Origin of the sequence: Streptomyces sp. NPDC088097 (genome assembly GCF_044741845.1) — a bacterium.
GTDB lineage: Bacteria > Actinomycetota > Actinomycetes > Streptomycetales > Streptomycetaceae > Streptomyces.
The window spans coordinates 346254-370501 of record NZ_JBIUTJ010000006.1 but is presented as its reverse complement, the minus strand read 5'-3'; the positions used below and the strand labels follow the sequence as shown (position 1 = coordinate 370501).

Annotated in this window: 24 protein-coding genes; 12 read left to right on the top strand and 12 right to left on the bottom strand. The window is 70.7% G+C overall.

Annotation, left to right across the window (positions count from 1 at the left end; translation table 11 throughout):
• Positions 1–148: 148 nt before the first annotated feature.
• From fabF to ACIOD1_RS21175, 5 genes are all read right to left on the bottom strand, one after another.
• Complete coding sequence (gene fabF, locus ACIOD1_RS21195; RefSeq protein ID WP_365614326.1) at positions 149–1414, bottom strand: beta-ketoacyl-ACP synthase II; 1266 nt, start codon at positions 1412–1414, stop codon at positions 149–151.
• A gap of 79 nt (positions 1415–1493) precedes the next feature.
• On the bottom strand, positions 1494–1742 hold the full coding sequence (locus ACIOD1_RS21190; protein ID WP_365614323.1) for an acyl carrier protein: 249 nt from the start codon (positions 1740–1742) through the stop codon (positions 1494–1496).
• 55 nt (positions 1743–1797) lie between these two features.
• Positions 1798–2802, bottom strand: coding sequence for a ketoacyl-ACP synthase III (locus ACIOD1_RS21185; RefSeq protein WP_365614321.1), 1005 nt, complete (start codon positions 2800–2802; stop codon positions 1798–1800).
• 18 nt (positions 2803–2820) lie between these two features.
• The gene (locus tag ACIOD1_RS21180) at positions 2821–3735 is read right to left on the bottom strand and encodes an ACP S-malonyltransferase (protein ID WP_401903883.1); all 915 of its coding nucleotides are present in this window, start codon (positions 3733–3735) and stop codon (positions 2821–2823) included.
• A gap of 89 nt (positions 3736–3824) precedes the next feature.
• Positions 3825–5036 (bottom strand): helix-turn-helix domain-containing protein, encoded by a 1212-nt coding sequence (locus tag ACIOD1_RS21175; RefSeq protein ID WP_365614315.1) that lies wholly within the window; start codon positions 5034–5036, stop codon positions 3825–3827.
• Between the two features lie 80 nt (positions 5037–5116).
• On the opposite strand from ACIOD1_RS21175, the gene ACIOD1_RS21170 reads away from it, so the two are divergent.
• Positions 5117–5776 carry a pirin family protein gene (locus ACIOD1_RS21170; protein WP_365614312.1) on the top strand — a complete coding sequence of 220 codons (660 nt, stop codon included), beginning with the start codon at positions 5117–5119 and terminating at the stop codon, positions 5774–5776.
• 12 nt (positions 5777–5788) lie between these two features.
• Here ACIOD1_RS21170 and ACIOD1_RS21165 read toward each other — a convergent pair whose 3' ends face one another.
• Positions 5789–6607, bottom strand: coding sequence for a serine hydrolase domain-containing protein (locus ACIOD1_RS21165; protein ID WP_401903880.1), 819 nt, complete (start codon positions 6605–6607; stop codon positions 5789–5791).
• Positions 6608–6657: 50 nt separating this feature from the next.
• Here ACIOD1_RS21165 and ACIOD1_RS21160 point away from each other — a divergent pair, with 50 nt between their 5' ends.
• Together ACIOD1_RS21160 and ACIOD1_RS21155 are read left to right on the top strand one after the other, a co-directional pair.
• Positions 6658–7068 carry a MerR family transcriptional regulator gene (locus ACIOD1_RS21160; RefSeq protein ID WP_365614306.1) on the top strand — a complete coding sequence of 137 codons (411 nt, stop codon included), beginning with the start codon at positions 6658–6660 and terminating at the stop codon, positions 7066–7068.
• Positions 7065–8087: an aldo/keto reductase gene (locus ACIOD1_RS21155; protein WP_365614303.1), complete on the top strand. Its 1023-nt coding sequence runs from the start codon at positions 7065–7067 to the stop codon at positions 8085–8087. The genes ACIOD1_RS21160 and ACIOD1_RS21155 overlap by 4 nt, the downstream gene beginning before the upstream one ends.
• 59 nt (positions 8088–8146) lie before the next feature.
• Here the strand turns inward: ACIOD1_RS21155 and ACIOD1_RS21150 are convergent, their stop codons facing one another.
• From ACIOD1_RS21150 to ACIOD1_RS21140, 3 genes are all read right to left on the bottom strand, one after another.
• On the bottom strand, positions 8147–8887 hold the full coding sequence (locus ACIOD1_RS21150) for a DUF4429 domain-containing protein (protein ID WP_401903877.1): 741 nt from the start codon (positions 8885–8887) through the stop codon (positions 8147–8149).
• A 98-nt stretch (positions 8888–8985) separates the two neighbouring features.
• Positions 8986–10125 carry an alpha/beta hydrolase gene (locus ACIOD1_RS21145; protein ID WP_365615032.1) on the bottom strand — a complete coding sequence of 380 codons (1140 nt, stop codon included), beginning with the start codon at positions 10123–10125 and terminating at the stop codon, positions 8986–8988.
• A 182-nt stretch (positions 10126–10307) separates the two neighbouring features.
• Positions 10308–11003 (bottom strand): TetR family transcriptional regulator, encoded by a 696-nt coding sequence (locus ACIOD1_RS21140; RefSeq protein WP_365614297.1) that lies wholly within the window; start codon positions 11001–11003, stop codon positions 10308–10310.
• Positions 11004–11120: 117 nt separating this feature from the next.
• Between ACIOD1_RS21140 and ACIOD1_RS21135 the strand changes: the two genes are divergently transcribed.
• Both ACIOD1_RS21135 and ACIOD1_RS21130 read left to right on the top strand, forming a co-directional pair.
• Positions 11121–12740, top strand: a complete 1620-nt coding sequence (locus ACIOD1_RS21135; protein WP_365614294.1) for an MFS transporter — start codon at positions 11121–11123, stop codon at positions 12738–12740.
• A 199-nt stretch (positions 12741–12939) separates the two neighbouring features.
• Entirely contained in the window at positions 12940–13332 is a 393-nt protein-coding gene (locus ACIOD1_RS21130) for a peptidase inhibitor family I36 protein (protein WP_401903875.1), read from the top strand.
• Here ACIOD1_RS21130 and ACIOD1_RS21125 read toward each other — a convergent pair.
• Positions 13313–14158 (bottom strand): potassium channel family protein, encoded by an 846-nt coding sequence (locus ACIOD1_RS21125; protein WP_401903872.1) that lies wholly within the window; start codon positions 14156–14158, stop codon positions 13313–13315. The genes ACIOD1_RS21130 and ACIOD1_RS21125 overlap by 20 nt on opposite strands.
• Before the next feature lie 71 nt (positions 14159–14229).
• Positions 14230–16962 (bottom strand): pyruvate dehydrogenase (acetyl-transferring), homodimeric type, encoded by a 2733-nt coding sequence (gene aceE, locus ACIOD1_RS21120; protein ID WP_365614285.1) that lies wholly within the window; start codon positions 16960–16962, stop codon positions 14230–14232.
• A gap of 437 nt (positions 16963–17399) precedes the next feature.
• On the opposite strand from aceE, the gene ACIOD1_RS21115 reads away from it, so the two are divergent.
• The 6 genes from ACIOD1_RS21115 to ACIOD1_RS21090 all read left to right on the top strand — a co-directional run bounded on the left by ACIOD1_RS21115 (position 17400) and on the right by ACIOD1_RS21090 (position 21976).
• A complete protein-coding gene (locus ACIOD1_RS21115; protein ID WP_365614282.1) occupies positions 17400–17825 on the top strand; it encodes a DUF3052 domain-containing protein in 426 nt (141 codons plus the stop codon).
• 184 nt (positions 17826–18009) lie between these two features.
• Positions 18010–18468, top strand: coding sequence for a peroxiredoxin (locus ACIOD1_RS21110; protein ID WP_401903900.1), 459 nt, complete (start codon positions 18010–18012; stop codon positions 18466–18468).
• A 184-nt stretch (positions 18469–18652) separates the two neighbouring features.
• Positions 18653–19228, top strand: coding sequence for a TerD family protein (locus ACIOD1_RS21105; protein ID WP_365614279.1), 576 nt, complete (start codon positions 18653–18655; stop codon positions 19226–19228).
• A gap of 127 nt (positions 19229–19355) precedes the next feature.
• A complete protein-coding gene (locus ACIOD1_RS21100) occupies positions 19356–19931 on the top strand; it encodes a TerD family protein (RefSeq protein ID WP_365614276.1) in 576 nt (191 codons plus the stop codon).
• 25 nt (positions 19932–19956) lie between these two features.
• Positions 19957–21093, top strand: coding sequence for a DUF475 domain-containing protein (locus tag ACIOD1_RS21095; RefSeq protein WP_365614273.1), 1137 nt, complete (start codon positions 19957–19959; stop codon positions 21091–21093).
• A 139-nt stretch (positions 21094–21232) separates the two neighbouring features.
• Positions 21233–21976: a Tellurium resistance gene (locus ACIOD1_RS21090; RefSeq protein WP_365614270.1), complete on the top strand. Its 744-nt coding sequence runs from the start codon at positions 21233–21235 to the stop codon at positions 21974–21976.
• 57 nt (positions 21977–22033) lie between these two features.
• Here ACIOD1_RS21090 and ACIOD1_RS21085 read toward each other — a convergent pair whose 3' ends face one another.
• Positions 22034–22828 carry a TerD family protein gene (locus ACIOD1_RS21085; RefSeq protein WP_365615026.1) on the bottom strand — a complete coding sequence of 265 codons (795 nt, stop codon included), beginning with the start codon at positions 22826–22828 and terminating at the stop codon, positions 22034–22036.
• 239 nt (positions 22829–23067) lie between these two features.
• Here ACIOD1_RS21085 and ACIOD1_RS21080 point away from each other — a divergent pair, with 239 nt between their 5' ends.
• On the top strand, positions 23068–24243 hold the full coding sequence (locus ACIOD1_RS21080; protein WP_365614267.1) for an HpcH/HpaI aldolase/citrate lyase family protein: 1176 nt from the start codon (positions 23068–23070) through the stop codon (positions 24241–24243).
• Positions 24244–24248 lie beyond the last annotated feature (5 nt).

The following is a 24248-nucleotide window of genomic DNA, read 5'->3' as shown; positions in this document are numbered from 1 at the left end:
GGGGCACCATCACGGTAAACCCTCCCCCCCCGGGGGGGGGGGGGCCCCGGCCCGGGGGCCCCCCCGGGGGGGGGGCCCCCCCCGGCCCCCCGGGGGGGCCCCCCCCCGGGCGGGGGCGGGGGGGGGGCCCCTCTCGTGGTGTCCGAGGTCAGACGCTCCGGAAGGCGAGGCTCACGTTGTGGCCGCCGAAGCCGAAGGAGTTGTTGATCGCCGAGATCGGGCCGTCGGCCGGGAGCTTGCGGGGCTCGTCGCGCACGATGTCCGCGTCGATGTCGTCGTCCAGCTCGTGGACGTTGATCGTCGGCGGGGCGATCCGGTGGTACAGCGCCAGCACTGTCGCGACGGTCTCGATGCCGCCCGCGCCGCCGAGCAGGTGCCCCGTCATCGACTTCGTCGCCGAGATCGCGATGTGGTCGAGTTCGTCGCCCAGCACCTTGCGCAGGGCCTTCAGCTCGGCCGTGTCACCCTGCGGGGTGGACGTGGCGTGCGCGTTGATGTGGACCAGCTCCGACGGGTCGAGCCGGGTGTTGTCCAGCAGGTTGCGCAGAGCGGCCGCGACACCGCGACCCGTGGGCTCCGGCTGCGCGATGTGGTGGCTGTCCGCGGACAGGCCCTGGCCCAGCACCTCGCAGTAGACCCGGGCGCCGCGCGCGGCGGCGTGCTCGGCGGACTCCAGCACGATCACGCCCGCGCCCTCGCCGAGGACGAAGCCGTCGCGCCCCTTGTCGTACGGGCGGGACGCCTCGGTCGGGTTCTCGTTGTTCTTGGACATCGCCATCATGTTGGCGAAGGCCGCGATCGGCAGCGGGTGGATCGCCGCCTCGGTGCCGCCGGCGACGACCACGTCGGCACGGCCGGTGCGGATCATCTCGACCGCGTAGCCGATGGCCTCGGCACCCGACGCGCACGCGCTGACCGGGGTGTGGACACCGGCGCGGGCGTTGACCTCAAGGCCGACGTTGGCCGAGGGGCCGTTCGGCATGAGCATGGGGACGGTGTGCGGGGAGACCCGGCGCACGCCCTTTTCCTTCAGTACGTCGTACTGGTCGAGCAGGGTGGTGACGCCGCCGATGCCGGAGGCGATCACGGTGCCCAGACGTTCGGGGACGATCTGCTCGTCCTCGCCCGCCGGGCCGGTGTAGCCCGCGTCGGCCCAGGCTTCTCGCGCCGCGATGATGGCGAACTGCGCCGAGCGGTCGAGCTTGCGGGCCAGGGGCTTGGGAAGTACCTCGCTCGGGTCCACGGCGGCCTGGGCGGCGATGCGAACCGGCAGTTCGGCGAAGCGCTCGCCCTCCAAGGGCGAGACGCCGGACCGGCCGGCGAGCAGACCTTCCCAGGTCGAAGCGCTGTCGCCACCCAGCGGAGTGGTTGCGCCGATACCGGTGACGACCACGGTGCGATTGGTCGGGCTCACAGGAATTCTTTCTCCACGTCTCAGGGGGTGCTGAATTGTCACGGCGCCACCGCCAGGTGGCGACAAACGCTCGTCAGGCTCAGGCCTGGTTCTTCAGGATGTAGTCCGCGGCGTCGCCGACCGTCTTGAGGTTCTTGACGTCCTCGTCCGGGATCTTGACGTCGAAGCGCTCTTCGGCGGCGACGACGACCTCGACCATGGACAGGGAGTCGACGTCCAGGTCGTCGGTGAAGGACTTCTCGATCGCGACGTCCTCGGTGGGGATGCCGGCGATCTCGTTGACGATCTCCGCGAGGCCCGCGACGATCTCTTCCTGGGTGGCGGCCATGTGGCGCTCCTTCTGTAACTGATGGGTGGATCAGGACCGGGAAGGCTCCCGGACCCTAGGGGAGGGTAACGACCGTCGCGGCGTAGACGAGCCCCGCCCCGAAGCCGATGACGAGCGCGGTGTCGCCGCTCTTCGCCGCTCCGGTCTCCAAGAGCCGCTCCATGGCGAGCGGAATCGAGGCGGCCGACGTGTTGCCGGTGGTTTCCACGTCACGGGCGACCGCGACGTGCTCCGGCAGTTTGAGAGTCTTCACCATCGAGTCGATGATGCGCATATTGGCCTGGTGCGGGATGAAGACGTCCAGGTCGTCCGTGGTGATCCCGGCCGCGTCGAGCGCCTGCTGGGCCACCTTGGCCATCTCGAAGACGGCCCAGCGGAAGACCGCCTGACCCTCCTGCGTGATGGCCGGGAACTTCTCCCCGGACTCCTTGCCGAGGTACTCGTCCCACGGCACGGTCTGCTTGATGGTCTCGGACTTGTCACCCTCCGAACCCCACACCGTGGGGCCGATGGCCGGAACGTCCGAGGGGCCGACGACCACGGCGCCCGCGCCGTCGCCGAACAGGAAGGCCGTCGCGCGGTCCGCCAGGTCGGTCAGGTCCGAGAGCCGCTCCACGCCGATGACGAGGACGTACTCGGCGGTGCCGTCGACGACCAGACCCTTGGCCAGCGTCAGGCCGTAGCCGAAGCCGGCGCAGCCCGCGGAGATGTCGAACGCGGCGGGCTTGACCGCGCCGATCCGATGGGCGATCTCGGTCGCGATGGCCGGGGTCTGCTTGAAGTGCGAGACCGTCGAGACGATCACCGCGCCGATCCGCTCGGGGGCGATCCCGGCGGCGGCCAGCGCCTTGCCGGAGGCCTCCACCGACATCGCGGCGACGGTCTCCTCGGGCGAGGCCCAGTGTCGGGTCGCGATGCCGGACCGGGAACGGATCCACTCGTCGGACGAGTCGATCGTCTCCAGGATGACCTCGTTGGGCACCACACGGACCGGACGGTAGCCGCCGACCCCGAGGATGCGGGCGTACGGGGAACCCTTGGCAGGCTTGATCTTCGACATGCTGATGGGCTCCTTCTCTCAGGCCGTCTGCTCGGCGACGAGCGCCGCGGCCTTGACGAGATCGTCCGGGGTCTTCAGCGCCACGCCCGGAACGCCCTTCAGCGCCCGCTTGGCCAGACCCGTCAGGGTGCCACCGGGGGAGAGCTCGACGATCCCGGTGACGCCCAGCTCGGCGAACGTCTCCATGCACAGGTCCCAGCGGACCGGGTTCGCGACCTGGCCCACGAGGCGGGCGACGACGTCGGCGCCCGTTTCGACGATGCGGCCGTCCTTGTTCGACACGTACCTCAGCGCGGGGGCGGCCGGCGCGAGATCGGCCGCGGCCTTCTCCAGCGTGGTGACCGCGGGGGCCATGTGGTGCGTGTGGAAAGCGCCCGCGACCTTGAGGGCGACGACCTTCGTGGAGCCCTCGGGCTTCTCGGCCACCAGGGCGGCGATCTGCTCCGCGGTTCCGGCGGCCACGATCTGGCCGGCTCCGTTGATGTTCGCCGGGGTCAGACCCAGCTTCTCCAGGTGCGCGAGGACCACGTCCTGGTCGCCGCCGAGGACCGCGGCCATGCCGGTCTCGGTGACGGCGGCGGCATCGGCCATGGCCAGCCCGCGCTTGCGGACCAGCAGCAGCGCGTCCGTCTCGGACAGCACGCCGGCGATGGCGGCGGCGGTGATCTCGCCGACGCTGTGGCCCGCGACGGCGCCGAAGACCCCGATGTCCAGGGCGGAAGCGGCCAGCAGGCCCGCCGCGACCAGCAGCGGCTGGGCCACGGCCGTGTCGCGGATCTCGTCGGCGTCAGCGTGCGTGCCGTAGTGGGCCAGGTCGAGGTCGATGACGTCCGACCACGCGGCAACGCGGTCGGCGGCACCGGGGAGACCGAGCCAGGGAGTCAGGAAGCCGGGCGTCTGAGCGCCTTGGCCGGGAGCGACGAGTACGAGCACCCTCACACTCTCTCTTGTGGACGGTCCCCGGCGCCCGTGGGGACAGGGACGAAGAACCGTCGGGCTAATTGTTGATGTCCGACAAAAGTCTAGGACTGAGGATCTCCGTCGGCCAGGCGCCCCAGGATCAGGGCGATCCGCAGCGTGAACGCCGAACGAACGTCGGACGGTGACCAGCCGGTGACGTCGGTCACACGTCGGAGCCGGTAGCGCACCGTGTTGGGGTGGACGAACAACATCCGCGCCGCCCCCTCCAGACTGCTCGCCTGCTCCAGGTACACGCTCAGCGTCTCCAACAGCGCCGAGCCCGCCTCCTCCAGCGGCCTGTAGATCTCCTCCACCAGCTGCTCCCTGGCGGAGGGATCCGAGGCAATGGCGCGCTCCGGCAGCAGATCGTCCGCCAGCACCGGCCTCGGCGCGTCCTGCCAGGCCGTGCAGGCCTTGAGCCCGGCCGCCGCCGCCTGGGCGGACTTGGTGGCGTTCAGCAGGTCGGGGACCACCGGCCCCGCCACCACCGCGCCGGCGGCGAACGGCCCGATCAGGGACTTGGCCACCTGCATCGGATTGTCGCTGCCGCCCGTGATCACCACGAGGCGGTCGCCGAGCACTCCGGTCAGCACCTGCAACTTGTGGTGGCGCGCCGCGCGGCGGATCGCCTCGACCGTCAGCTCGCTGTCCCCCTCCGGGGCGGTCCCCAGGATCACGCAGACGTGCTCCGGCGAATTCCAGCCGAGCGCCGCCGCCCGCGACAGCGCGCCCTCGTCGGCTTCGCCCGACAGCACCGCGTTGACCACCAGGGACTCCAGGCGGGCGTCCCACGCCCCGCGCGCCTCGGCGGCCTGGGCGTAGACCTGGGCGGTCGCGAAGGCGATCTCCCGGGCGTACACCAGCAGCGCCTCGCGCAGGATCGACTCGTCGCCGGGGGCCGCCACCTCGTCGATCGCGGTCTCCATGACCTCGATCGTCGTACGGACCATCTCGACGGTCTGGCGCAGGGTGATCGCCCGGGTCAGCTCGCGCGGAGCCGTCCCGAAGACGTCCGTGGAGATGGCCTGCGGGGTCTCCGGGTGCCGGAACCACTCCGTGAACGCCGCGATGCCGGCCTGTGCGACCAGGCCGATCCACGAACGGTTCTCCGGTGGCATCGCCCGGTACCACGGCAGGGTCTCGTCCATGCGCGCGATGGCGTTGGCGGCGAGCCGTCCGGACGACTTCTCCAGCCGCCGCAGCGTCGCGGCATGCGGGTGGGCCGGATGCGCGGGGCGGCTCTCGGGGGACTGCTCACGTTCGGGTTGGGGCACGGGACAAGACTGCCTTATCAGCGCACCGGCGCGGACTCCGGTCCACGACAGGTCTCCGGCCTGGGGCTACGGTGGCCCCCATGATTGACGTACGCCGCGCCGCCGACCGGTACGAGGGAGGGGACCCCGGCGCCGGGATCGCCACCCGGCACGCCTTCTCCTTCGGCTCCTTCTACGACCCGGACAACATCCGCTTCGGTCCGGTCCTGGCCTGCAACGAGGAGAGCCTCGCCCCCGGATCCGGCTTCGACGAGCACCCCCACAGCCACACCGAGATCGTCACCTGGGTGGTCGAGGGCGAACTGACCCACCAGGACGGCAGCACCGGCGACACCGGACTGGTCCGCCCCGGTGACGTGCAGCGGCTCGGCGCCGGGGACGGCGCGCGGCACGTGGAGCGCAACGACGGCGCGACCCCGCTGCGGTTCGTACAGACCTGGCTGGCCCCGCTCGCCGCCGGCGGGGAGCCGGCGTACGAGGTCGTACGGGGCCTCGCGGAGGGGACGCCGTACGAGGTGCCGACGGCCGGCGCGGTGCTGCACGTACGCCGGCCGGGGGCGGGCGAGCGGATCCCCGTACCGGGCGCCGAGCGGGTCTACCTGCACGTGGTGCGCGGGGACCTGCGGGTGGACGGGCAGGAGCTGGGACCCGGGGACGCGGCGCGGATCACCGGCGAGAAGGATCTGGTGATCACGGCGGGCTCCCCGGGCGAACTCCTGATCTGGGAACTCCCGGCCTGAAGCCCCGCCGCCCTACGCCGTGCGGAGTTCCGCGAGGACCGCGTCGGTGAAGGGGGTCCAGGCCTCCACGGCCCAGGGGCCGAAGGCGCGGTCGGTCAGCGCCACGCACGCGGCGCGGGCGTCCGGGTCCACCCACAGGAAGGTGCCGGACTGGCCGAAGTGGCCGAAGGTGCGCGGCGAGGAGGTCAGGCCCGTCCAGTGCGGGGACTTTCCGTCGCGGATCTCCAGGCCGAGGCCCCAGTCGTTGGGGGACTGGTGCCCGTAGCCCGGCAGCACGCCCTTGAGGCCGCCGTGCACCACGGAGGTGGCCTCCGTGACCGTCCGGACGTCCAGCAGCCGGGGAGCCTGTAGCTCGGCGACGAAACGCGCCAGGTCGGAGACGGTGGAGACGCCGTCCTTGGCGGGCGAGCCCCGCAGGCCGGAGGAGGCCATGCCCAGCGGCTCGAAGACGGCCTGGTGCAGGTACTCGGCGAAGGGGATCCCGGTGGCCTTGGCGAGGTGGTCGCCCAGCACCTCGAAACCGGCGTTGGAGTAGAGCCTGCGCTGCCCGGGCGGCCCCATCACACGGTGCTCGTCGAAGGCCAGGCCGCTGGTGTGCGCGAGGAGGTGACGGACCGTCGATCCCTCGGGCCCGGCCGGCTCGTCCAGCTCCAGCGCCCCTTCCTCGTACGCGACGAGGACGGCGTACGCGGCGAGCGGCTTGGTCACCGAGGCCAGCGGGAAGCGGTGGTCGACGGGGCCGTGGGCACCCGCCAGGCTCCCGTCGGCGCGCACGACGGCCGCCGCCGCGGTCGGCACCGGCCAGCTCTCGATGATCTCCAGGCTCTCCATGCGCCGAGCCTACTTGCTTGGAGTGCACTCCAGGGTTTTAGCGTGGAGCCATGAGCCTGACGCAGATGCAGACGCAGACGCGCTACACGATCAGCGAGGTCGAGGCCAGGACCGGCCTGACCCAGCACACCCTGCGCTGGTACGAGCGGATCGGCCTGATGCCGCACGTGGACCGCTCGCACTCGGGCCAGCGACGGTTCACCGACCAGGACCTCGGCTGGCTCGCCTTCGTCGGCAAGCTGCGCGCCACCGGAATGTCGGTGGCGGACATGGTCAGGTACGCGGAACTGGTCCGCGAGGGGGAGCACACCACCGAGCAGCGCAGGGAGCTGCTGGAACGGACCCGCGAGGAAGTGCGGGCCCGGATCACGGAGCTGAACGACGCGCTGGGCGTATTGGACTTCAAGATCGGCATGTATGCGATGAACACGGTCGCGGGGAAGGCGAAGGCACAGTCATGACGGAGCACGGCACCACCATCGAGCGGACCGAACTGGGCAAGGGCGGCCCGGTCGTCGGCGTCCAGGGCCTCGGCTGCATGGGCATGAGCGAGTTCTACGGGGACACCGACGAGGGCGCGGCCCGCGCGACCCTGGAAGCGGCCCTGGCCGCCGGGGTCACCCTCATCGACACGGCGGACGTCTACGGGCGGGGCGCGAACGAGGAGTTCCTCGCGCCCTTCGTGGCCGCCCACCGCGACGAGATCACCCTGGCCACGAAGTTCGCCATCGAGCGCAGCGACGACCCCGCGTACCGGGGGATCCGCAACGATCCGGCGTACGTACGGCAGGCCGTCGAGGGCAGCCTGCGCCGGCTCGGCGTGGACGTGATCGACCTCTACTACATGCACCGGCGCGACCCGGCCGTGCCGCTGGCCGAGTCGGTGGGCGCCATGGCCGAGCTGGTGCGGGAGGGCAAGGTGCGCCACCTGGGCCTGAGCGAGGTCACCGGCGCGGAGCTGCGCGAGGCGCACGCGGTGCACCCGATCGCGGCGCTCCAGTCGGAGTGGTCCCTGTTCAGCCGGGACGTCGAGCGCAGCGCGGTGGGCGCGGCGGCGGAGCTGGGCGTGGCGTTCGTGCCGTACTCCCCGCTGGGCCGGGGCTTCCTGACGGGCGCCTTCAAGGACGCCTCGGCGGACCTCCCGGCCAACGACTTCCGGCGCGCGCAGCCCCGCTTCACCGGGGCCAACGCACGGGCCAACGCGGCCCTGCTGGCCCCGGTGCTGGAGATCGCCGCGGCGCACGGGGCCACCCCGGCGCAGATCGCGCTGGCCTGGGTGCAGCGGCGGTCGGCGGTGCACGGCCTGGCGGTGGTCCCGATCCCGGGCACCCGCAAGCCGTCCCGGCTGGCGGAGAACGCCGCCGCGACCCGGATCACCCTGACGGACGCGGAGCTGGCCCTGCTGGAGCCGATCGCCGCCCGGGTCTCCGGCGACCGCTACCCGGACATGTCCTCCACCTCGGCCTCGCGGGAGGAGTAGCCGGCGCGGCCCGTCCCGCTCCGTCCCCCTCCGCCCGGCGCGCCGGGGTCGGGCTCCAGTCAGGCTTCGAGCACCTCGGAGGTGGAGCGGGCCCTCTTGAGGGCCCCGAGCAGCGCCGCCGCGAACGGCAGGGAGTCGTGCACGGCGCCGGAGCCGACGCCGAAGACCGCGGTGGTCAGGTCGTGGTCGGGGCGGGGGTCACCGGGGGTGTCGCGCAGGCGCAGCCGCAGGTGGCCGCCGCCGGGGCGGCCGGGGGCGGTCCACTCCACGTCGGTGACGGCGGCGAGCGCGCAACGCTGGTCGCCCGCTTTCCACTTCGTGCCGGTGGCGCCGGTCCTGGACCAGTGGAAGGTGACGGTGGCGCCGTCGAAGGCGACCCGGGCGTCGTACGCCTTCAGCAGCAGGGGCGGCTGCGGGGCCCCCACGAGGAAGCGGTCGGCGGGTCGGCCGGCGTCGGGGCCGAGCCGTTCGCGGATCGCTTCGGCGAAGGCCTCGGCCTCCGGCCCCCGGTCGGCGGGCAGTACGAGGCGGTAGGGGTCGAGGACCTCCCTGAGCTGGCCCGCGGCGGCCTCCGCGAGGGGGTCGGCGCCCGCCCGAGGGACGGCGCGCAGCACGATCGATTCCCGCCGGCCGGTGCTCACGGCGGCGGTGGTCACCTCGGACAGCGCTTCGAAGGGCATCCGGCGTTCGCCCAAGGCGTGCCAGAGCCGTGGAGTGCGCATCCCCCGTGCGAAGCGGATGAGCACCGAGTCCGAGTCGAACTCCCAGACGGCGTGATTTCCGGCCAGTACGTCACCCATGCGGCTCATCGTAAGGGGATGTGCCCCCGTACGTCCCCCTCGTCGCGCAGGACGGTTTCCCGAGAAGACGAAACGACCGGCGGGCGGGGCGGGGAGGCTCAGCCGGCGTCCGTCGTGGCGATCTCGCGGCGGCAGTCGTCGGTGCCGTTCGCGCACGCGACGGAACCGAAGGCGCCGGTTCCGATCTTCGCGAAGTTGTCCAACGAGGCGGTTCCCGGCTCGAAGTAGCCCGTGTGGGTGCGTGCTCCGGCCGAGGACAGCAGCCGGGCGCCGAACTCCTGGGACACCGGGTCGGCCCCGTGGCCGAGGCCGCCGACCTCCAGATGCGGCACGTCGGCGATCCAGTCGCCCTCGTCGCGCATCGCCCAGACCCGTGCCGTGGTGTGCAGCTCGGCGGCGTTCTCGGCGCGCATGCCGGGGCTGCCGGCCACCACCAGGTCCGTGACCCTGCCGGGCAGCCGGTGCGCGGCGACCCCGCACACCACCGACCCGTAGCTGTGGCAGAACAGGGCCATGGTCGCGTTCCCCGGCAGGGTCGACGCCAGCGCTTCCAGTCGTACGGCGCCCAGCGCGGCGAGCCGGCCGGTGGCGGCGTCCACGCCCACCCCGGTCGGCGCGGTGTAGCCGGCCCAGGCGATGACGGCGGTGCGGCCGCGGGGCGCCGCCGCGCGCTCGGCCTCGTACAGGGACTCGGCCATGCCGACGGGGGCGGTCAGTCGGCGCTGGCTGCGCTCGAAGGTGACGGCGTCGGTGTCGACGCCGGGGACGACCACCGAGACCCGGCGGGCCGTGTCGAGGTCGCCGAAGACCTCGGCGACGCGGCCGCTGCCGGTGGGGTCGAAGAGGAGGATCTGCCGGTCGGGCTCGGCGAGGGACTCGAAGCGGTGGGCGCGGCGGACGGCGGTGGTGCGGTCGGACGGGGCCAGGCCCACGTCCCGACCGCGGGTCTCCTCCAGCCGGGCGAACTGGGTCAGGGACTGACGGTTGGCCCGGTAGCGGGTCTCCGGGGGGACGCCGTCGAGGTTGCCCACGATGAGCGGGTACCCCTCGGCCAGTCGGGTCCGCTGCGCTCCGTCGAGGGAGGAGAAGAAGCGGGCCACCGTGCGCGCGGGGGCGTCGGCGAGCGGTACGGCGCGGCCGTCGATCCGGGCCGCGGCCCAGGCCGCGAGGGCGGCGACGCGCGGGGGAGCTGCGGCCTCGGGGCGGTGGACGGCGGTCCAGCCCGTCGTCGCCAGCATGACGAAGACCACCGCCAGCGCGAGCAGGGTGCGCAGGGCGGTGAGGCGCGAGGGGGCGTCCGGGTGGGGGAGGGCGAGGTGCCCGGGCAGGTTCACTACGGTCAGCGTAGGAGACCGTGGGAGGCTGTGGCGCGCCGGGTGACCGGGCTCACGGCCGACCGTGGGACGGACCTACGAGAGCGTCACTTTCCGTTGTCGTGAGATGCGCCGGTGCCCGACCGGGGTCCGCGCCAGTCCCCGGCCAGGGCCGGGCCGATCTGGTCGAGGTGCGCCTCGGTCATCCGGCGGATCGCGGCGACGCTCGTGTCCTCGCCCCGCCCCCACAGCCGCTCGGTGACCCGCATCACGCCGGAGAACGCGGCGACCGCGACCCGCGGCCGCGGATCGAGGTCGAGGTCCAGCCCCTCGCGGTCGGCGATCAGCCGGGCGATCTGCTCCTCCAACTCGATGGAACGCCGCAGGTGGACGGCGAGCAGGGCGGGGGTGGACTCGATCAGTCGGTAGCCGCGCATGTACAGCTCGACGGGTACGACCTCGGAGATGGCCTCGTCGACGGTGTCCCAGGCGGCGAGCACCGCGTTGCGCATGGCCTCCAGGGGCCCCTCGGCGGCGGGCCGGGCCCGCAGCGCGGCGATGAAGTGCGACTCGACCAGGTCCTGGACCGCGAAGGCGACCTCCTCCTTGTTCGCGAAGTAGCGGAAGAAGGTGCGCTGGGATACGTCGACGGTGTCGGTGATCTCGTCGACCGTGGTCCGTTCGTACCCCTGGGAGACGAAGAGGAGGAGGGCGGCGCGCAGCAGGGCGTCCCGGGTGCGCCGCTTCTTGCGTTCGCGCAGTCCGGCCGCCGGGGCGGTCGGCGCCGGCCGCAGATCGGTCATCACCGGAGGGTCCTTTCTGACGCTGAGTGAGCGGTCAGGGTACCTGTGACCGACGTGACAGAGACCGTCCCACCAAGCCGTTTGTGAAGTGTCAGTCGCTGTCACTAGCCTGTTCGCATGACTAGTCAGACCACCGTCTCAAAGCTTGATCTGACCAAGGGGCCGGGCTCGGGCGAAGGCCCCGCACCGGTCCGATCGGGACTGCGCGGACACCCATGGCTGACCCTCTTCGCCGTGGCGATCGGCGTCATGATGGTCACCCTCGACGGCACGATCGTCGCCGTCGCCAACCCCGCGATCCAGAAGGACCTCGGCGCCTCGCTCGCCCAAGTGCAGTGGATCACCAACGGCTACCTGCTGGCCCTCGCGGTCTCCCTGATCACCGCGGGCAAGCTCGGCGACCGCTTCGGGCACCGTCAGACCTTCCTCATCGGCATCGCCGGATTCGCGCTGTCCTCCGCCGCGATCGGCCTCTCCACGGGGGTCGGGCTCGTCATCGGCTTCCGCGTCGCCCAGGGCGTCTTCGGCGCCCTGCTGATGCCCGCCGCCCTCGGGCTGCTGCGCGCCACCTTCCCCGCCGAGAAGCTGAACATGGCGATCGGCATCTGGGGCATGGTGATCGGCGCCTCGACCGCCGCCGGCCCCATCGTCGGCGGACTGCTCGTCGAGCACGTCAGCTGGCAGTCCGTCTTCTTCATCAACGTGCCGGTCGGGGTCGTCGCCCTGCTCTTCGGCCTGTTCATCCTGCTCGACCACCGGGCCGAGAACGCCCCGCGCTCCTTCGACATCGTCGGCATCCTGCTGCTCTCGGGCGCGATGTTCTCCCTGATCTGGTCCCTCATCAAGGCCTCGGAATGGGGTTGGGGCGACACCAGGACGCTGGCCTTCCTCGGCGGCTCCGTGCTCTGCTTCGTCCTCTTCGCCATCTGGGAATCGAAGATCTCCGAACCGCTGATCCCGCTCGGCATGTTCCGCTCGCTGCCCCTGTCCGCCGGCACCGTGCTGATGGTGCTGATGGCCTTCGCCTTCATGGGCGGCCTCTTCTTCGTCACCTTCTACCTGCAGAACGTGCACGGCATGAGCCCCGTCGACAGCGGCATGCACCTGCTGCCGCTGACCGGCATGATGATCGTCGGCTCGCCCCTGGCGGGAGCGGCCATCACCAAGGTCGGCCCGCGCGCCCCGCTCGTCGCGGGCATGGTCGCCACCGCCGTCGCCTGCTTCGGGATGGCGCGGCTCACCCCGGACAGCGGCACCCTGACCATGTCGCTCTGGTTCGCCCTGCTCGGCCTCGGCCTCGCCCCCGTCATGGTCGGCGCCACCGAGGTCATCGTCGGCAACGCCCCGCTCGAACTGTCCGGCGTGGCCGGCGGACTCCAGCAGGCCGCCATGCAGGTGGGCGGCAGCCTCGGCACCGCCGTCCTCGGCGCCGTCATGGCCGCCAAGGTCGGCGACGCCTTCGGGGACAACTGGCGGGCGGCGCAGCTGCCTCCGCTCACCCCCGAGCAGCTCGACCTCGCCGAGAAGGGAGTCCAGGTCGGCATCGCGCCGGTCCCGCCCGGCGCTCCCGAGCCGGTCGCGCGGGCCATCACCGCCGTCGCGCACGACACGTTCGTGTCCGGCATGAGCACCGCCTTCACCGTCGCCGGGGTCGTCGCGGTCCTCGCCGCGATCGTGGCCTGCTTCACCAAGCGCGGGGACAACGCCGCCGCCGGAGCGGGAGCGGCCCACATCTGAGCCGTACGCCCGACCGTTACGGCCGGGTCAACCCGACGCCCGAGACAGCCCCGCCGGATGGTTCCGGCGGGGCTGTCGCCTATCCGGATGGACTGCCCAGCAGCCCCTTTCGCCCAGACGTCATCGCAGGTCAGCGTGGGTGCAGCGGAGCATTCGGAAACGGTCCGGAGCCCGCCCGTCCACCAGGAGACGATCCGTCATGCGTACGTGGAGCACCGCACGCGTCATCACCCTCGCCGCCACCCTGCTCGCCGCCACCGCCCTCGTCCCCGGCACGGCCGCGGACGCGCACGCGGCCGGCCCGCCGACCCTGGGAGCCTGCGCCACCGGGCAGTTGTGCCTGTGGGCGAAGCCCGAGTTCAAGGGGACCCGGTACGTCTTCGAACTGAGCACCCTCGACATCAACAGCTGCACCGCGCTGCCGGCCGGAGCGAGCGCCCAGTCCCTCACCAACCGGATCGGGCGCCCCGTGACCACCTACCAGTCGGCGGACTGCGCGGAGACGGGAGAGTTCCAGACCTACCCGGGGGACGGGGTCTGGCTGCCCCAGTCCCCCTACCAGATCAGGGCGTTCAAGGTGTGGGAGAGGTGACGGGGGTGGTGACCGGCTGATCCCCGGTGACCGGCCGATCCCGGGCGGCCGGCTCGTCTTCGCCGGCCGGCTGGTCGGCCTGGGCGGGCAACGGCCCCGGCCCGGCGACCCCCAGCCGGGCGACCTCGCCCCGCAGCGCCCGCACCTCGGACCGGAGTTCGTGGATCGCCGCCAACTGGAGCCGCTCCACCTGGTCGTCCCGCTCGAAGCGGGCGATGAACCAGGCGGCGATGTTGGCGGTCACCACACCGAGCAGGGCGATCCCCGACAGCATCAGACCGACCGCGACCAGCCGACCGAGCCCCGTGGTGGGGGAGTGGTCCCCGTACCCGACCGTCGTCATCGTGGTGAAGGACCACCACACCGCGTCGCCCAGGTTCTTGATGTTGCCCCTCGGGGCGTCGCGCTCCACGCTCAGCACGGCGAGGGAGCCGAACATCAACAGGCCCACCACGGCCCCGGCCACGTACGTGGTCAGCCGCACCTGCGGGGCCATCCGGGCCCGCCGGCCCACCAGCATCAGGGTCGCGACCAGGCGAAGCAGCCGCAGCGGCTGCGCCAGCGGCAGCACCACAGCCGCCAGGTCCAGCCAGTGCGTCCGCACGAACAGCCGGCGGTCCCGGGCGAGGACCAGGCGCACCAGGTAGTCCACGGCGAAGGCCGCCCAGACCACCCACTCGGCGTGCGTACAGGCCCGGTGCACCTCCGCACCCGCGTCGGGGACGACGATCGGTACGGCGTAGGCGACGGCGAAGGTCACGGCGAGCACCAGCAGCGGGAGCTGCGTACGGCGCTCCCAGCGCGCCTGACGGGAGGGTTCCTTCATGCCGAGCATCGTAAAGAACGGGTAAGGGGCGCCGGGACACCTGTCCCGACGCCCCCTCGGAAGGGTGACGGCTACGCGTCGCCGCCCGCCGCGCCCGGGTCCGCCGCCGCCACGTTCAGCAGCTGGTAACGGTCGACGGCCTGCTTCAGCACCGAGCGGTCGACCTTCCCCTCGCGGGCCAGCTCCGTCAGGGTCGCCAGCACCACCGACTGGGCGTCGATGTGGAAGAAGCGCCGCGCCGCGCCCCGGGTGTCGGCGAAGCCGAAGCCGTCGGCGCCGAGCGAGGTGTACGTCCCCGGAATCCAGCGCGAGATCTGGTCCGGCACCGAACGCATCCAGTCCGAGACCGCCACGAACGGCCCCTCGGCGCCCGAGAGCTTCCGCGTCACGTACGGGACGCGCTGCTCCTCCTCCGGGTGGAGCAGGTTGAACTCCTCCACCGCCACGGCCTCGCGGCGCAGCTCGTTCCAGGAGGTCGCCGACCAGACGTCCGCCCGGACGTTCCAGTCGGCAGCCAGGATCCGCTGGGCCTCCAGCGCCCACGGCACGGACACGCCCGAGGCCATGATCTGCGCCCCGATGGCGCCCTCGGAGCCCCGCGAGACCCGGTGGATGCCCTTGAGGATGCCGTCCACGTCCACGTCGGCGGGCTCGGCCGGGTGCTGGATCGGCTCGTTGTAGACCGTCAGGTAGTAGAAGACGTCCTCGGCGTCGGGGCCGTACATGCGGCGCAGGCCGTCCTTGACGATGTGCGCGATCTCGTACCCGTACGCCGGGTCGTACGCGACGCAGCCCGGGTTGGTCGACGCCAGCAGCTGGGAATGACCGTCGGCGTGCTGGAGGCCCTCACCGGTCAGGGTGGTCCGGCCCGCGGTGGCGCCCAGGACGAAACCGCGCGCCAACTGGTCGGCCATCTGCCAGAACTGGTCACCGGTGCGCTGGAAACCGAACATCGAATAGAAGACGTAGACCGGGATCAGCGGCTCGCCGTGCGTCGCGTACGCCGAACCGGCGGCGATCAGCGAGGCCGTGCAGCCCGCCTCCGAGATGCCGTCGTGCAGCATCTGGCCGGTCGGCGACTCCTTGTACGCGAGCAGCAGGTCGCGGTCGACCGCCTCGTACTGCTGGCCCAGCGGGTTGTAGATCTTGGCGCTCGGGAAGAACGCGTCCATGCCGAAGGTGCGGTACTCGTCGGGGGCGATCAGCACGAACCGCTTGCCGATCTCCTTGTCCCGCATCAGGTCCTTCAGGATGCGGACGAAGGCCATCGTGGTGGCGATCGACTGCTGCCCCGAGCCCTTCTTGGCGGCCGCGTACGTCGTGTCGTCCGGCAGCTGCAGCGGCTTGGCGCGCACCACACGGGTGGGCACGTAGCCGCCGTGGGCGCTGCGCTGGTCGTGCATGTACTGGATCTCGGGCGAGTTGCGGCCCGGGTGGTAGTACGGCGGGGCGCCGCTCTCCAGCTGCGCGTCCGTGATCGGGATGTGCAGACGGTCGCGGAAGCGCTTGAGGTCGTCGACCGTCAGCTTCTTCATCTGGTGGGTGGCGTTGCGACCCTCGAAGTTCGGGCCGAGCGTCCAGCCCTTGACGGTCTGCGCCAGGATCACCGTCGGCTGGCCCTTGTGGGCCTTGGCCGCCGCGTACGCCGCGTAGACCTTCTTGTGGTCGTGGCCGCCGCGACCCAGGTGCTGGATCTGCTGGTCGGTCATGTTCTCGACCATCGCCCGCAGCCGCTGGTCACCGCCGAAGAAGTGCTCCCTGATGTAGCCGCCGGACTCGGTGGCGTACGTCTGGAACTGCCCGTCGGGCGTGGAGTTCATCTTGTTGACCAGGATGCCGTCGCGGTCCTGGGCCAGCAGCGGGTCCCACGAACGGTCCCAGATCAGCTTGATCACGTTCCAGCCGGCGCCGCGGAAGATCGACTCCAGCTCCTGGATGATCTTTCCGTTGCCGCGCACCGGGCCGTCGAGGCGCTGGAGGTTGCAGTTGACGACGAACGTCAGGTTGTCCAGACCCTCACGGGCGGCGATGGACAGCTGGCCGAGCGACTCCGGCTCGTCCATCTCGCCGTCGCCGAGATACGCCCAGACGTGTGACTTCGAGGTGTCCGCGATCCCGCGCGCCTGCATGTACCGGTTCATCCGCGCCTGGTAGATCGCGCCGAGCGGACCGAGGCCCATCGAGACGGTCGGGAACTCCCAGAAGTCCGGCATCAGCCGCGGGTGCGGATAGCTGGAGAGACCGTACGGAGCCTTCGACTTCTCCTGCCGGAACGCGTCGAGCTGCTGCTCGGAGAGCCGGTCCAGGAGGTAGGCGCGGGCGTAGATGCCGGGGGAGGCGTGGCCCTGGAAGAAGATCTGGTCGCCGCCGTCGCCCTCGTCCTTGCCCCGGAAGAAGTGGTTGAAGCCGACGTCGTAGAGCGAGGCGGAGGAGGCGAACGTCGCGATGTGGCCGCCGACGCCGATGCCGGGGCGCTGCGCGCGCGAGACCATCACGGCCGCGTTCCAGCGGGTGGCGTTGAGGACCTTGCGCTCGATCTCCTCGTTGCCGGGGAAGAACGGCTCGTCCTTGGTGGCGATCGTGTTGACGTAGTCCGAGCTGCGCATCTCGGGCACGGCCACGCGCTTCTCGCGGGCCCGCTCGATCAGGCGCAGCATCAGGTAGCGGGCCCTTTCGCGACCCCGCTCGTCGACCGCGGCGTCCAGGGAGTCGAGCCACTCCAGGGTTTCCTCCGGATCGAAGTCCGGGACCTGGCTCGGCAGGCCGCCAATGATGATCGGATTGCGATCGGATGCGGAAGCCACGCTGTTCCTTCGCTGTCGGGGGAGTCGTGCCTTGGGGTCGCCGCCTCCCATGGTCTTACGCCCGGCCGAAATCTTCACCTCTACCCTTGGGTAACCCCTTGAGCGTCGGGGGAGCGGCCGCGGGGCCGGTTCGCGGGTCGGTCAAATGGCAACCTTACGCCCAAGACGATCAGTGGTTTCGTAAGGTCGTTCGTCCCTCAAACAGGTAGGAAAGTCCTCTTGCGATGCCGAATGAGCTGGAATGGTGTGGGATGAATCACCAGTGGTCCGTCGGGCAAGCTTGAAAGTTGCGGCGAGACGGCCGCAATCGTCACCGTTTCGACGGTCTTGGCGGTCGGGTACTTGCGCGATCCGCCGCGCCCGTGTGGACTACGCCCAATGCTGCGCGTACGCGCGCCGCCGAAAGACATTCACCGAACATGAGCAGGAGGCACCCCGTGAGCGCGACCGCGGACCACGCGGAGAGCCTGGCCGCCCGGCTGGGTTTCCAGTCCGAACAGGTGGTCCAGGAGATCGGCTACGACGAGGACGTCGATCAGGAATTCCGTGACACCGTCGACAAGCTCGTCGATGTACTCGCAGACGAGGACTACGACGACGTCGCCGACGCGGTGCTGTTGTGGTTCCGTGACGAGGACGGAGACCTGACGGACGCCCTGGTCGACGCGACCGAGCTGGTCGAGGACGGCGCACTGATCCTGCTGCTGACCCCCAAGACGGGCCGTGACGGCTACGTCGAGGCCAGCGACATCAGCGAGGCCGCCGAAACGGCGGGCCTGTCCCTTGCCAAGGGTCTGCCCGTCGGCAAGGAGTGGACCTCCACCAAGCTGGTGACGCCCAAGACGGCCGCCAAGAAGCGCTGAACCGCGCCCCGCAGCCAAGCGGACGCACACCCCGTCGACCCGGTTCACCCCGCGGTCGGCGGGGTGTGGGCGTTCCGGAGCCCGTCCGGCGGCGCGGATCGGGCGCGATCCGGGAGGGACGCCATAGGCTGGGCCTCACCCGAACGGACCCGTGAGGGAACGCAGGAACGAAGGGATGCGACAGATGGCGATCGAGGTCGGCGACAAGGCCCCGGACTTCGAGCTCAAGGACAACCACGGCGCCACCGTGCGGCTCTCCGACTTCCGGGGCGAGAAGGCCGTCGTGCTGCTCTTCTACCCGTTCGCGTTCACCGGTGTCTGCACCGGCGAGCTGTGCGAGCTGCGCGACCGGCTGCCCCGGTTCCAGAACGACGACGTCCAGCTCCTCGCCGTCTCCAACGACTCGGTTCCCACCCTGCGGGTCTTCGCCGAGCAGGAGGGTCTGGAGTACCCGCTGCTGTCGGACTTCTGGCCGCACGGCGAGGTCTCCCGCGCCTACCGGGTGTTCGACGAGGAGAAGGGCTGCGCGGTCCGCGGCACGTTCGTCATCGACCGGGACGGCGTCGTGCGCTGGTCCGTCGTCAACGGTCTGCCCGACGCGCGTGACCTGAACGAGTACATCAAGGCCCTCGACAGCCTCTGACCGCCCGCGACCGCCCTCGGGGCCGGTTCGTCGGCCTCCGTCCGGTCCGTCGCGTTAAAACCCGTCTACGGGCGGGAACCCGTCACTAGGATCGAAACGTTGATCCAGGTAGCTCCCCCAGTCACCGCTGGGAGGGCCCTGTACGACGGGGCTCCGCCCCACACACATAACCAATGGAGGACCTGTGGGAGTCAGCCTCAGCAAGGGCGGCAACGTCTCGCTGACCAAGGCCGCGCCTAACCTGACGGCGGTCATCGTCGGTCTGGGCTGGGACGCTCGCACCACCACCGGTGTCGACTTCGACCTCGACGCCAGCGCGATCCTGACCAACGACCAGGGCAAGGTCGCCAGCGACTCGAACTTCGTGTTCTTCAACAACCTGAAGAGCCCGGACGGCTCGGTCGAGCACACCGGTGACAACACCACCGGTGAGGGCGAGGGCGACGACGAGGCCATCAAGGTCAACCTCGCCGGCGTGCCCGCCGATGTCGCCAAGATCGTCTTCCCCGTCTCGATCTACGAGGCCGAGAGCCGCCAGCAGAGCTTCGGCCAGGTCCGCAACGCGTACATCCGCGTGGTGAACCAGGCCGACAACACCGAGCTGGCCCGCTACGACCTCTCCGAGGACGCCTCGACCGAGACCGCCATGGTCTTCGGCGAGCTGTACCGCAACGGCGCGGAGTGGAAGTTCCGCGCGATCGGCCAGGGCTACGCCTCCGGCCTGCGGGGCATCGCGCAGGACTTCGGCGTCAACGTCTGAGCCCGAGAGCAGTCCCCGTCCGGCGCCGTGCACCGAGTGTGTGCGGCGCCGGACCGGCTTCGCCACCACGAGCGCCATGGCTCCATGGCTCGGCCACCATCACCACGTCGTCCGGGGAGGACCACAAATGGGCGTGACACTCGCCAAGGGGGGCAACGTTTCCCTGTCCAAGGCCGCACCGAACCTGACCCGGGTTCTGGTGGGTCTCGGATGGGACGCGCGCTCGACCACGGGAGCGGACTTCGACCTCGACGCCAGCGCACTGCTGTGCAACAGCGGCCGCGTGCTCGGGGACGAGTACTTCGTGTTCTACAACAACCTCAAGAGCCCCGAGGGCTCCGTCGAACATACCGGGGACAACCTCACCGGCGAGGGTGAAGGCGACGACGAGTCGATCATCATCGACCTGACGAAGGTGCCCGCCCAGGTCGACAAGATCGTCTTTCCGGTGTCGATCCACGACGCGGACAGCCGGCGGCAGAGCTTCGGCCAGGTGAGCAACGCCTTCATTCGTGTGGTCAACATGGCGGACGACCAGGAACTGGCCCGCTACGACCTCACGGAGGACGCCTCCAGCGAGACCGCGATGATCTTCGGCGAGGTCTACCGGTACGGCGGTGAATGGAAGTTCCGTGCGGTAGGGCAGGGGTACGCGTCGGGGCTGCGCGGCATCGCTCTAGACTTCGGGGTCAACGTTTCGTAAAGGCTTACAAGACGATGGGGTGCCAGTGGTTCTCAAAACCTTCGGCTGGTCGTTCGCAATCACTGCGCTCGGCCTAGTCGCAGCGGTGTTGTACGGGGGGTGGACCGCTCTCGGGATCGTGGCGATCCTGACTGTCCTCGAGATCTCGCTGTCCTTCGACAACGCGGTGGTCAACGCCGGAATCCTGAAGAAGATGAATGCCTTCTGGCAAAAGATCTTCCTCACGGTCGGCGTGCTCATCGCCGTATTCGGCATGCGCCTGGTCTTCCCCATCGTGATCGTCGCGATCAGCGCCAAGATCGGTCCCATCGACGCCGTCAATCTCGCGCTGACGGACAAGGACCGCTACCAGCAGCTGGTGACGGACGCCCACCCGTCCATCGCCGCCTTCGGTGGCATGTTCCTTCTGATGATCTTCCTCGACTTCATTTTCGAGGACCGTGACATCAAGTGGCTCGCGTGGCTGGAGCGCCCGCTCGCGAAGCTCGGCAAGATCGACATGCTGTCGGCGTGCATCGCGCTGATCGTCCTGGTCGTCACCTCGATGACCTTCGCCGCCAACGCCCACCAGCACGGCGGCGTCCACGTGGACAAGGCGCAGACCGTTCTGGTCTCCGGCGTCCTCGGCCTGATCACCTACATGATCGTCGGCGGTCTCTCCGGCTACTTCGAGAACAAGCTGGAGGAAGAGGAGGAAGCCGAGCACGAGGCGGAGGAAGAGGCCAAGCGGACCGGTAACGCGGTCTCGGCCGTGGCCATGGCCGGCAAGGCCGCCTTCTTCATGTTCCTCTACCTCGAAGTCCTCGACGCCTCCTTCTCCTTCGACGGGGTCATCGGCGCCTTCGCCATCACCAACGACATCGTGCTGATGGCCCTCGGCCTCGGCATCGGTGCCATGTACGTCCGTTCGCTGACGGTCTACCTGGTCCGCCAGGGCACCCTCGACGACTACGTCTACCTGGAGCACGGCGCGCACTACGCCATCGGCGCGCTCGCCGTGATCCTGCTCGTCACCATCCAGTACGAGATCAACGAGATCATCACCGGTCTCGTCGGCGTCGTCCTGATCGCCTGGTCCTTCTGGTCCTCCGTACGCCGCAACAAGCGTCTGGAGTCGGCGGGTGGCGAGGTCGAGCCGGCGCAGGTCGCCGCGGGGGGCTGAGCCCACCCGAGCACGGGACCGGGTGTGACCCGGCCCCGAATGCGGAACGCTTCATGACGACGGGGCGGCCGCGCGGATCCACGGAACCGCGCGACCGCCCCGACGCACATCCGGTGCAGACCGACCTGGGGGGTTGGCGATGGGGTTCTTCGACGGGATCAGGGGCGCGCGCGCCATGGGCTTCGACTCCGGCCAGGCCGGGTCGAACGCCATCGAGCTCACACGGCGACATCCGACGGTGTCGCTGACCAAACAGCAGGCGGTCCACGGCAATCTGCGCGTGAACCTCTCCTGGCGGATGCGCACCTCTGACATCGGAGGCCGCTCCCCCGGCCAGAGCGGGCAGCTCCTGCGCCACCCGTTCAAGCTGTTCAAGCCCGACATGGTGCAGGCCCACACCCAGGGCATGGTCAACGTGGACCTCGACATGGGCTGCCTCTACGAGCTGACCGACGGCACCCGGGGCGCCGTCCAGCCCCTCGGCAACCTGCTCGGCGACCTCAACGACCCGCCGTACATAAAGCTCAGCGGCGACGACCGCTTCGGCTCGGGCTCCGGGGAGACCCTCTACGTCAACCTCGACCACGCCGACGAGATCAAGCGCCTGCTCGTCTTCGTCTACATCTACGACCAGACCCCGGCCTTCGACCGCACCCACGCCCTGGTCACGCTCTACCCGACCGCCGGCCCCAGGATCGAGATCCCCCTGGACGAACGGCATCCGCAGGCGCGTTCCTGCGCGGTGGTCTCGTTCGAGAACGTCAAGGGCGAGCTGATCGTGCGCCGCGAGGTGAAGTTCGTCTACGGCTTCCAGGCCGAGCTGGACCGGCTGTACGGCTGGGGGCTCCAGTGGGGACGGGGCTACAAGAGCGCCAAGTCCTGAACGGAGTCCCGGCCGGGCCGCCCGTCGTACGGGACGGCCCGTGGGGCCCCGTGCCGGTCAGCGCCGGATGAACTGCGGCCCCTGCGCCGGGAGCCGGAAACCGGGGTCACCGCCGCCCGGAGCCGGCACCGGAGCGGGCACCGGGGCCGGGGACACCGGCTGCGGGTACCCGTACGCGGGCTGGACGGCCGGCGGGGCCTGCGTGGGCGGCGCCGGGGGTTGCGGGCGCATCAGGGCGGTGGCCTCGTCCGTGCCCGCCCGCTCCGCCCCGGAGCCGGCCGGGGCGGACGCCGCCGACGCGGCGGCGTTCTCGTCTACGGAGATCCCGTGGTCGGTGGCCAGCCCCACAAGGCCGTCCGAGTAGCCCTCGCCCAGCGCGCGGAACTTCCACCCGTCCCCGCGGCGGTACAGCTCCCCGCAGATCAGGGCCGTCTCGGCGCCGGTCTCCGGCCGGACGTCGAAGTAGGCCAGCGGCTCGGAGCCGCCGCCCGGGGTGGCGTCGTAGAGGAGGATCCGCAGGTCGTGGACCCGCTGGAACGGCACGTCCTCGGCGGAGGCCACCACCAGGATCCGGTCCACCGCGGGGGTGACGGCCCTCAGGTCCGCCTGGACGGCGTCGGTGACCCCGTCGCCCAGCTGCTTCTTGCCCAGCCGCCAGACCGCCCCCGAGGGGTGCCGGGGCTGGTTGTAGAACACGAAGTCCTCGTCCGAGCGCACACGCCCGTCCGCGCCCACGAGCAGCGCGGAGGCGTCCACGTCCGGAACCTCGGGCCCGTCGGTCCAGCGGAGCACCGCCCGGACCGCCACGGGGGCCACCGGGATGTTCGAGCCCTTCTGCATCGCGTGCGTCATGCCGGTCATCCTGCCCTCCCGGACGGGACCGGGACAATGCGGCCCCCCGAAGGGACCCGGACGTTGTGAACGGGTCCGGGGCCTGTGAACGGGTCCGGGGCTTGTACCGACGGGCCGAGCTGGGCATGGTGCAAGAGGGTTACCTGAACTTCATGTGCTTGAGGAACTCTTGACTCACGTTCGTACGTACTATTACCGGCCACGCCAGTTGGGCCGCCGAGGCAGTACGGGGGAAGCACATGCGTCACTTCGGGCACATCACGCCCACTGTCCGCAAGGACCTCTTCCACCAGGAGCCGGTCGAGTTCACCCTCGCCTCCCCGGCCCGCACGCTCGCCGCAGCGCTGGGAGCCACCCTCTACAGCCCGGCCACCCGGCCCGCCCTGGCCGCCGACATTCGCAAACAGGCGGGCCTCGGAGTCGTCTCCATGGTCCTCTGCCTGGAGGATTCCATCAGCGACGCCGATGTCGTCGGCGGCGAGGAGAACCTCGTCCGGCAGTTCGCCGACCTCGACGCCGAGGGTGACGGGGCCCCCGAGATCCCCCTCCTGTTCATCCGGGTCCGCGAGCCCGAGCAGATCGCCGATCTCGTCCGCCGCCTCGGCCCCTCGGTACGACATCTGGCCGGATTCGTACTCCCCAAGTTCACGGAGAGCCGCGGAACCGCCTTCCTCGACGCCATCGCCGACGCCGAGAGCGCCGCCGGACTGAACCGGCTGTACGCCATGCCCGTCCTGGAGACCCCCGACCTCCTCCACCTGGAAACCCGGGCGCAGGCACTCGCCGGCATCTCCCGCACCGTGAACCGCTACCGCGAGCGCGTCCTGGCCCTCCGGCTCGGCGTCACCGACTTCTGCTCCGTGTACGGACTGCGCCGCACCCCCGACATGACCGCCTACGACGTCCAGATCGTCGCCGGGGTCATCGCCGACGTGGTCAACGTCCTCAGCCGCGCCGACGGCACCGGCTTCACCGTCACCGGCCCCGTCTGGGAGTACTTCCGCAGCCAGCAGCGCCTCTTCAAACCGCAGCTGCGCCGCAGCCCCTTCCTGGAGGAGGGCGTCGAGGAACTGCGCACCGCGCTGATCGAGCACGACCTCGACGGACTGCTGCGCGAGATCGAACTCGACCGGGCCAACGGACTGCTCGGAAAGACCTGCATCCACCCCGCCCACGTCACCCCCGTCCACGCGCTGTCGGTGGTCTCCCACGAGGAGTTCTGCGACGCCCAGGACATCCTGCGACCCGAACGGGACGGCGGCGGTGTGATGAGGTCGGCTTATACGAACAAAATGAACGAAGTGAAGCCCCACCGGGCCTGGGCCGAGCGCACCATGCTGCGCGCCGAGGTCTTCGGTGTGGCGAAGGAGGAGGTCGGCTTCGTCGACCTGCTCACGGCCGGACTCCAGGTGTGAGCCCG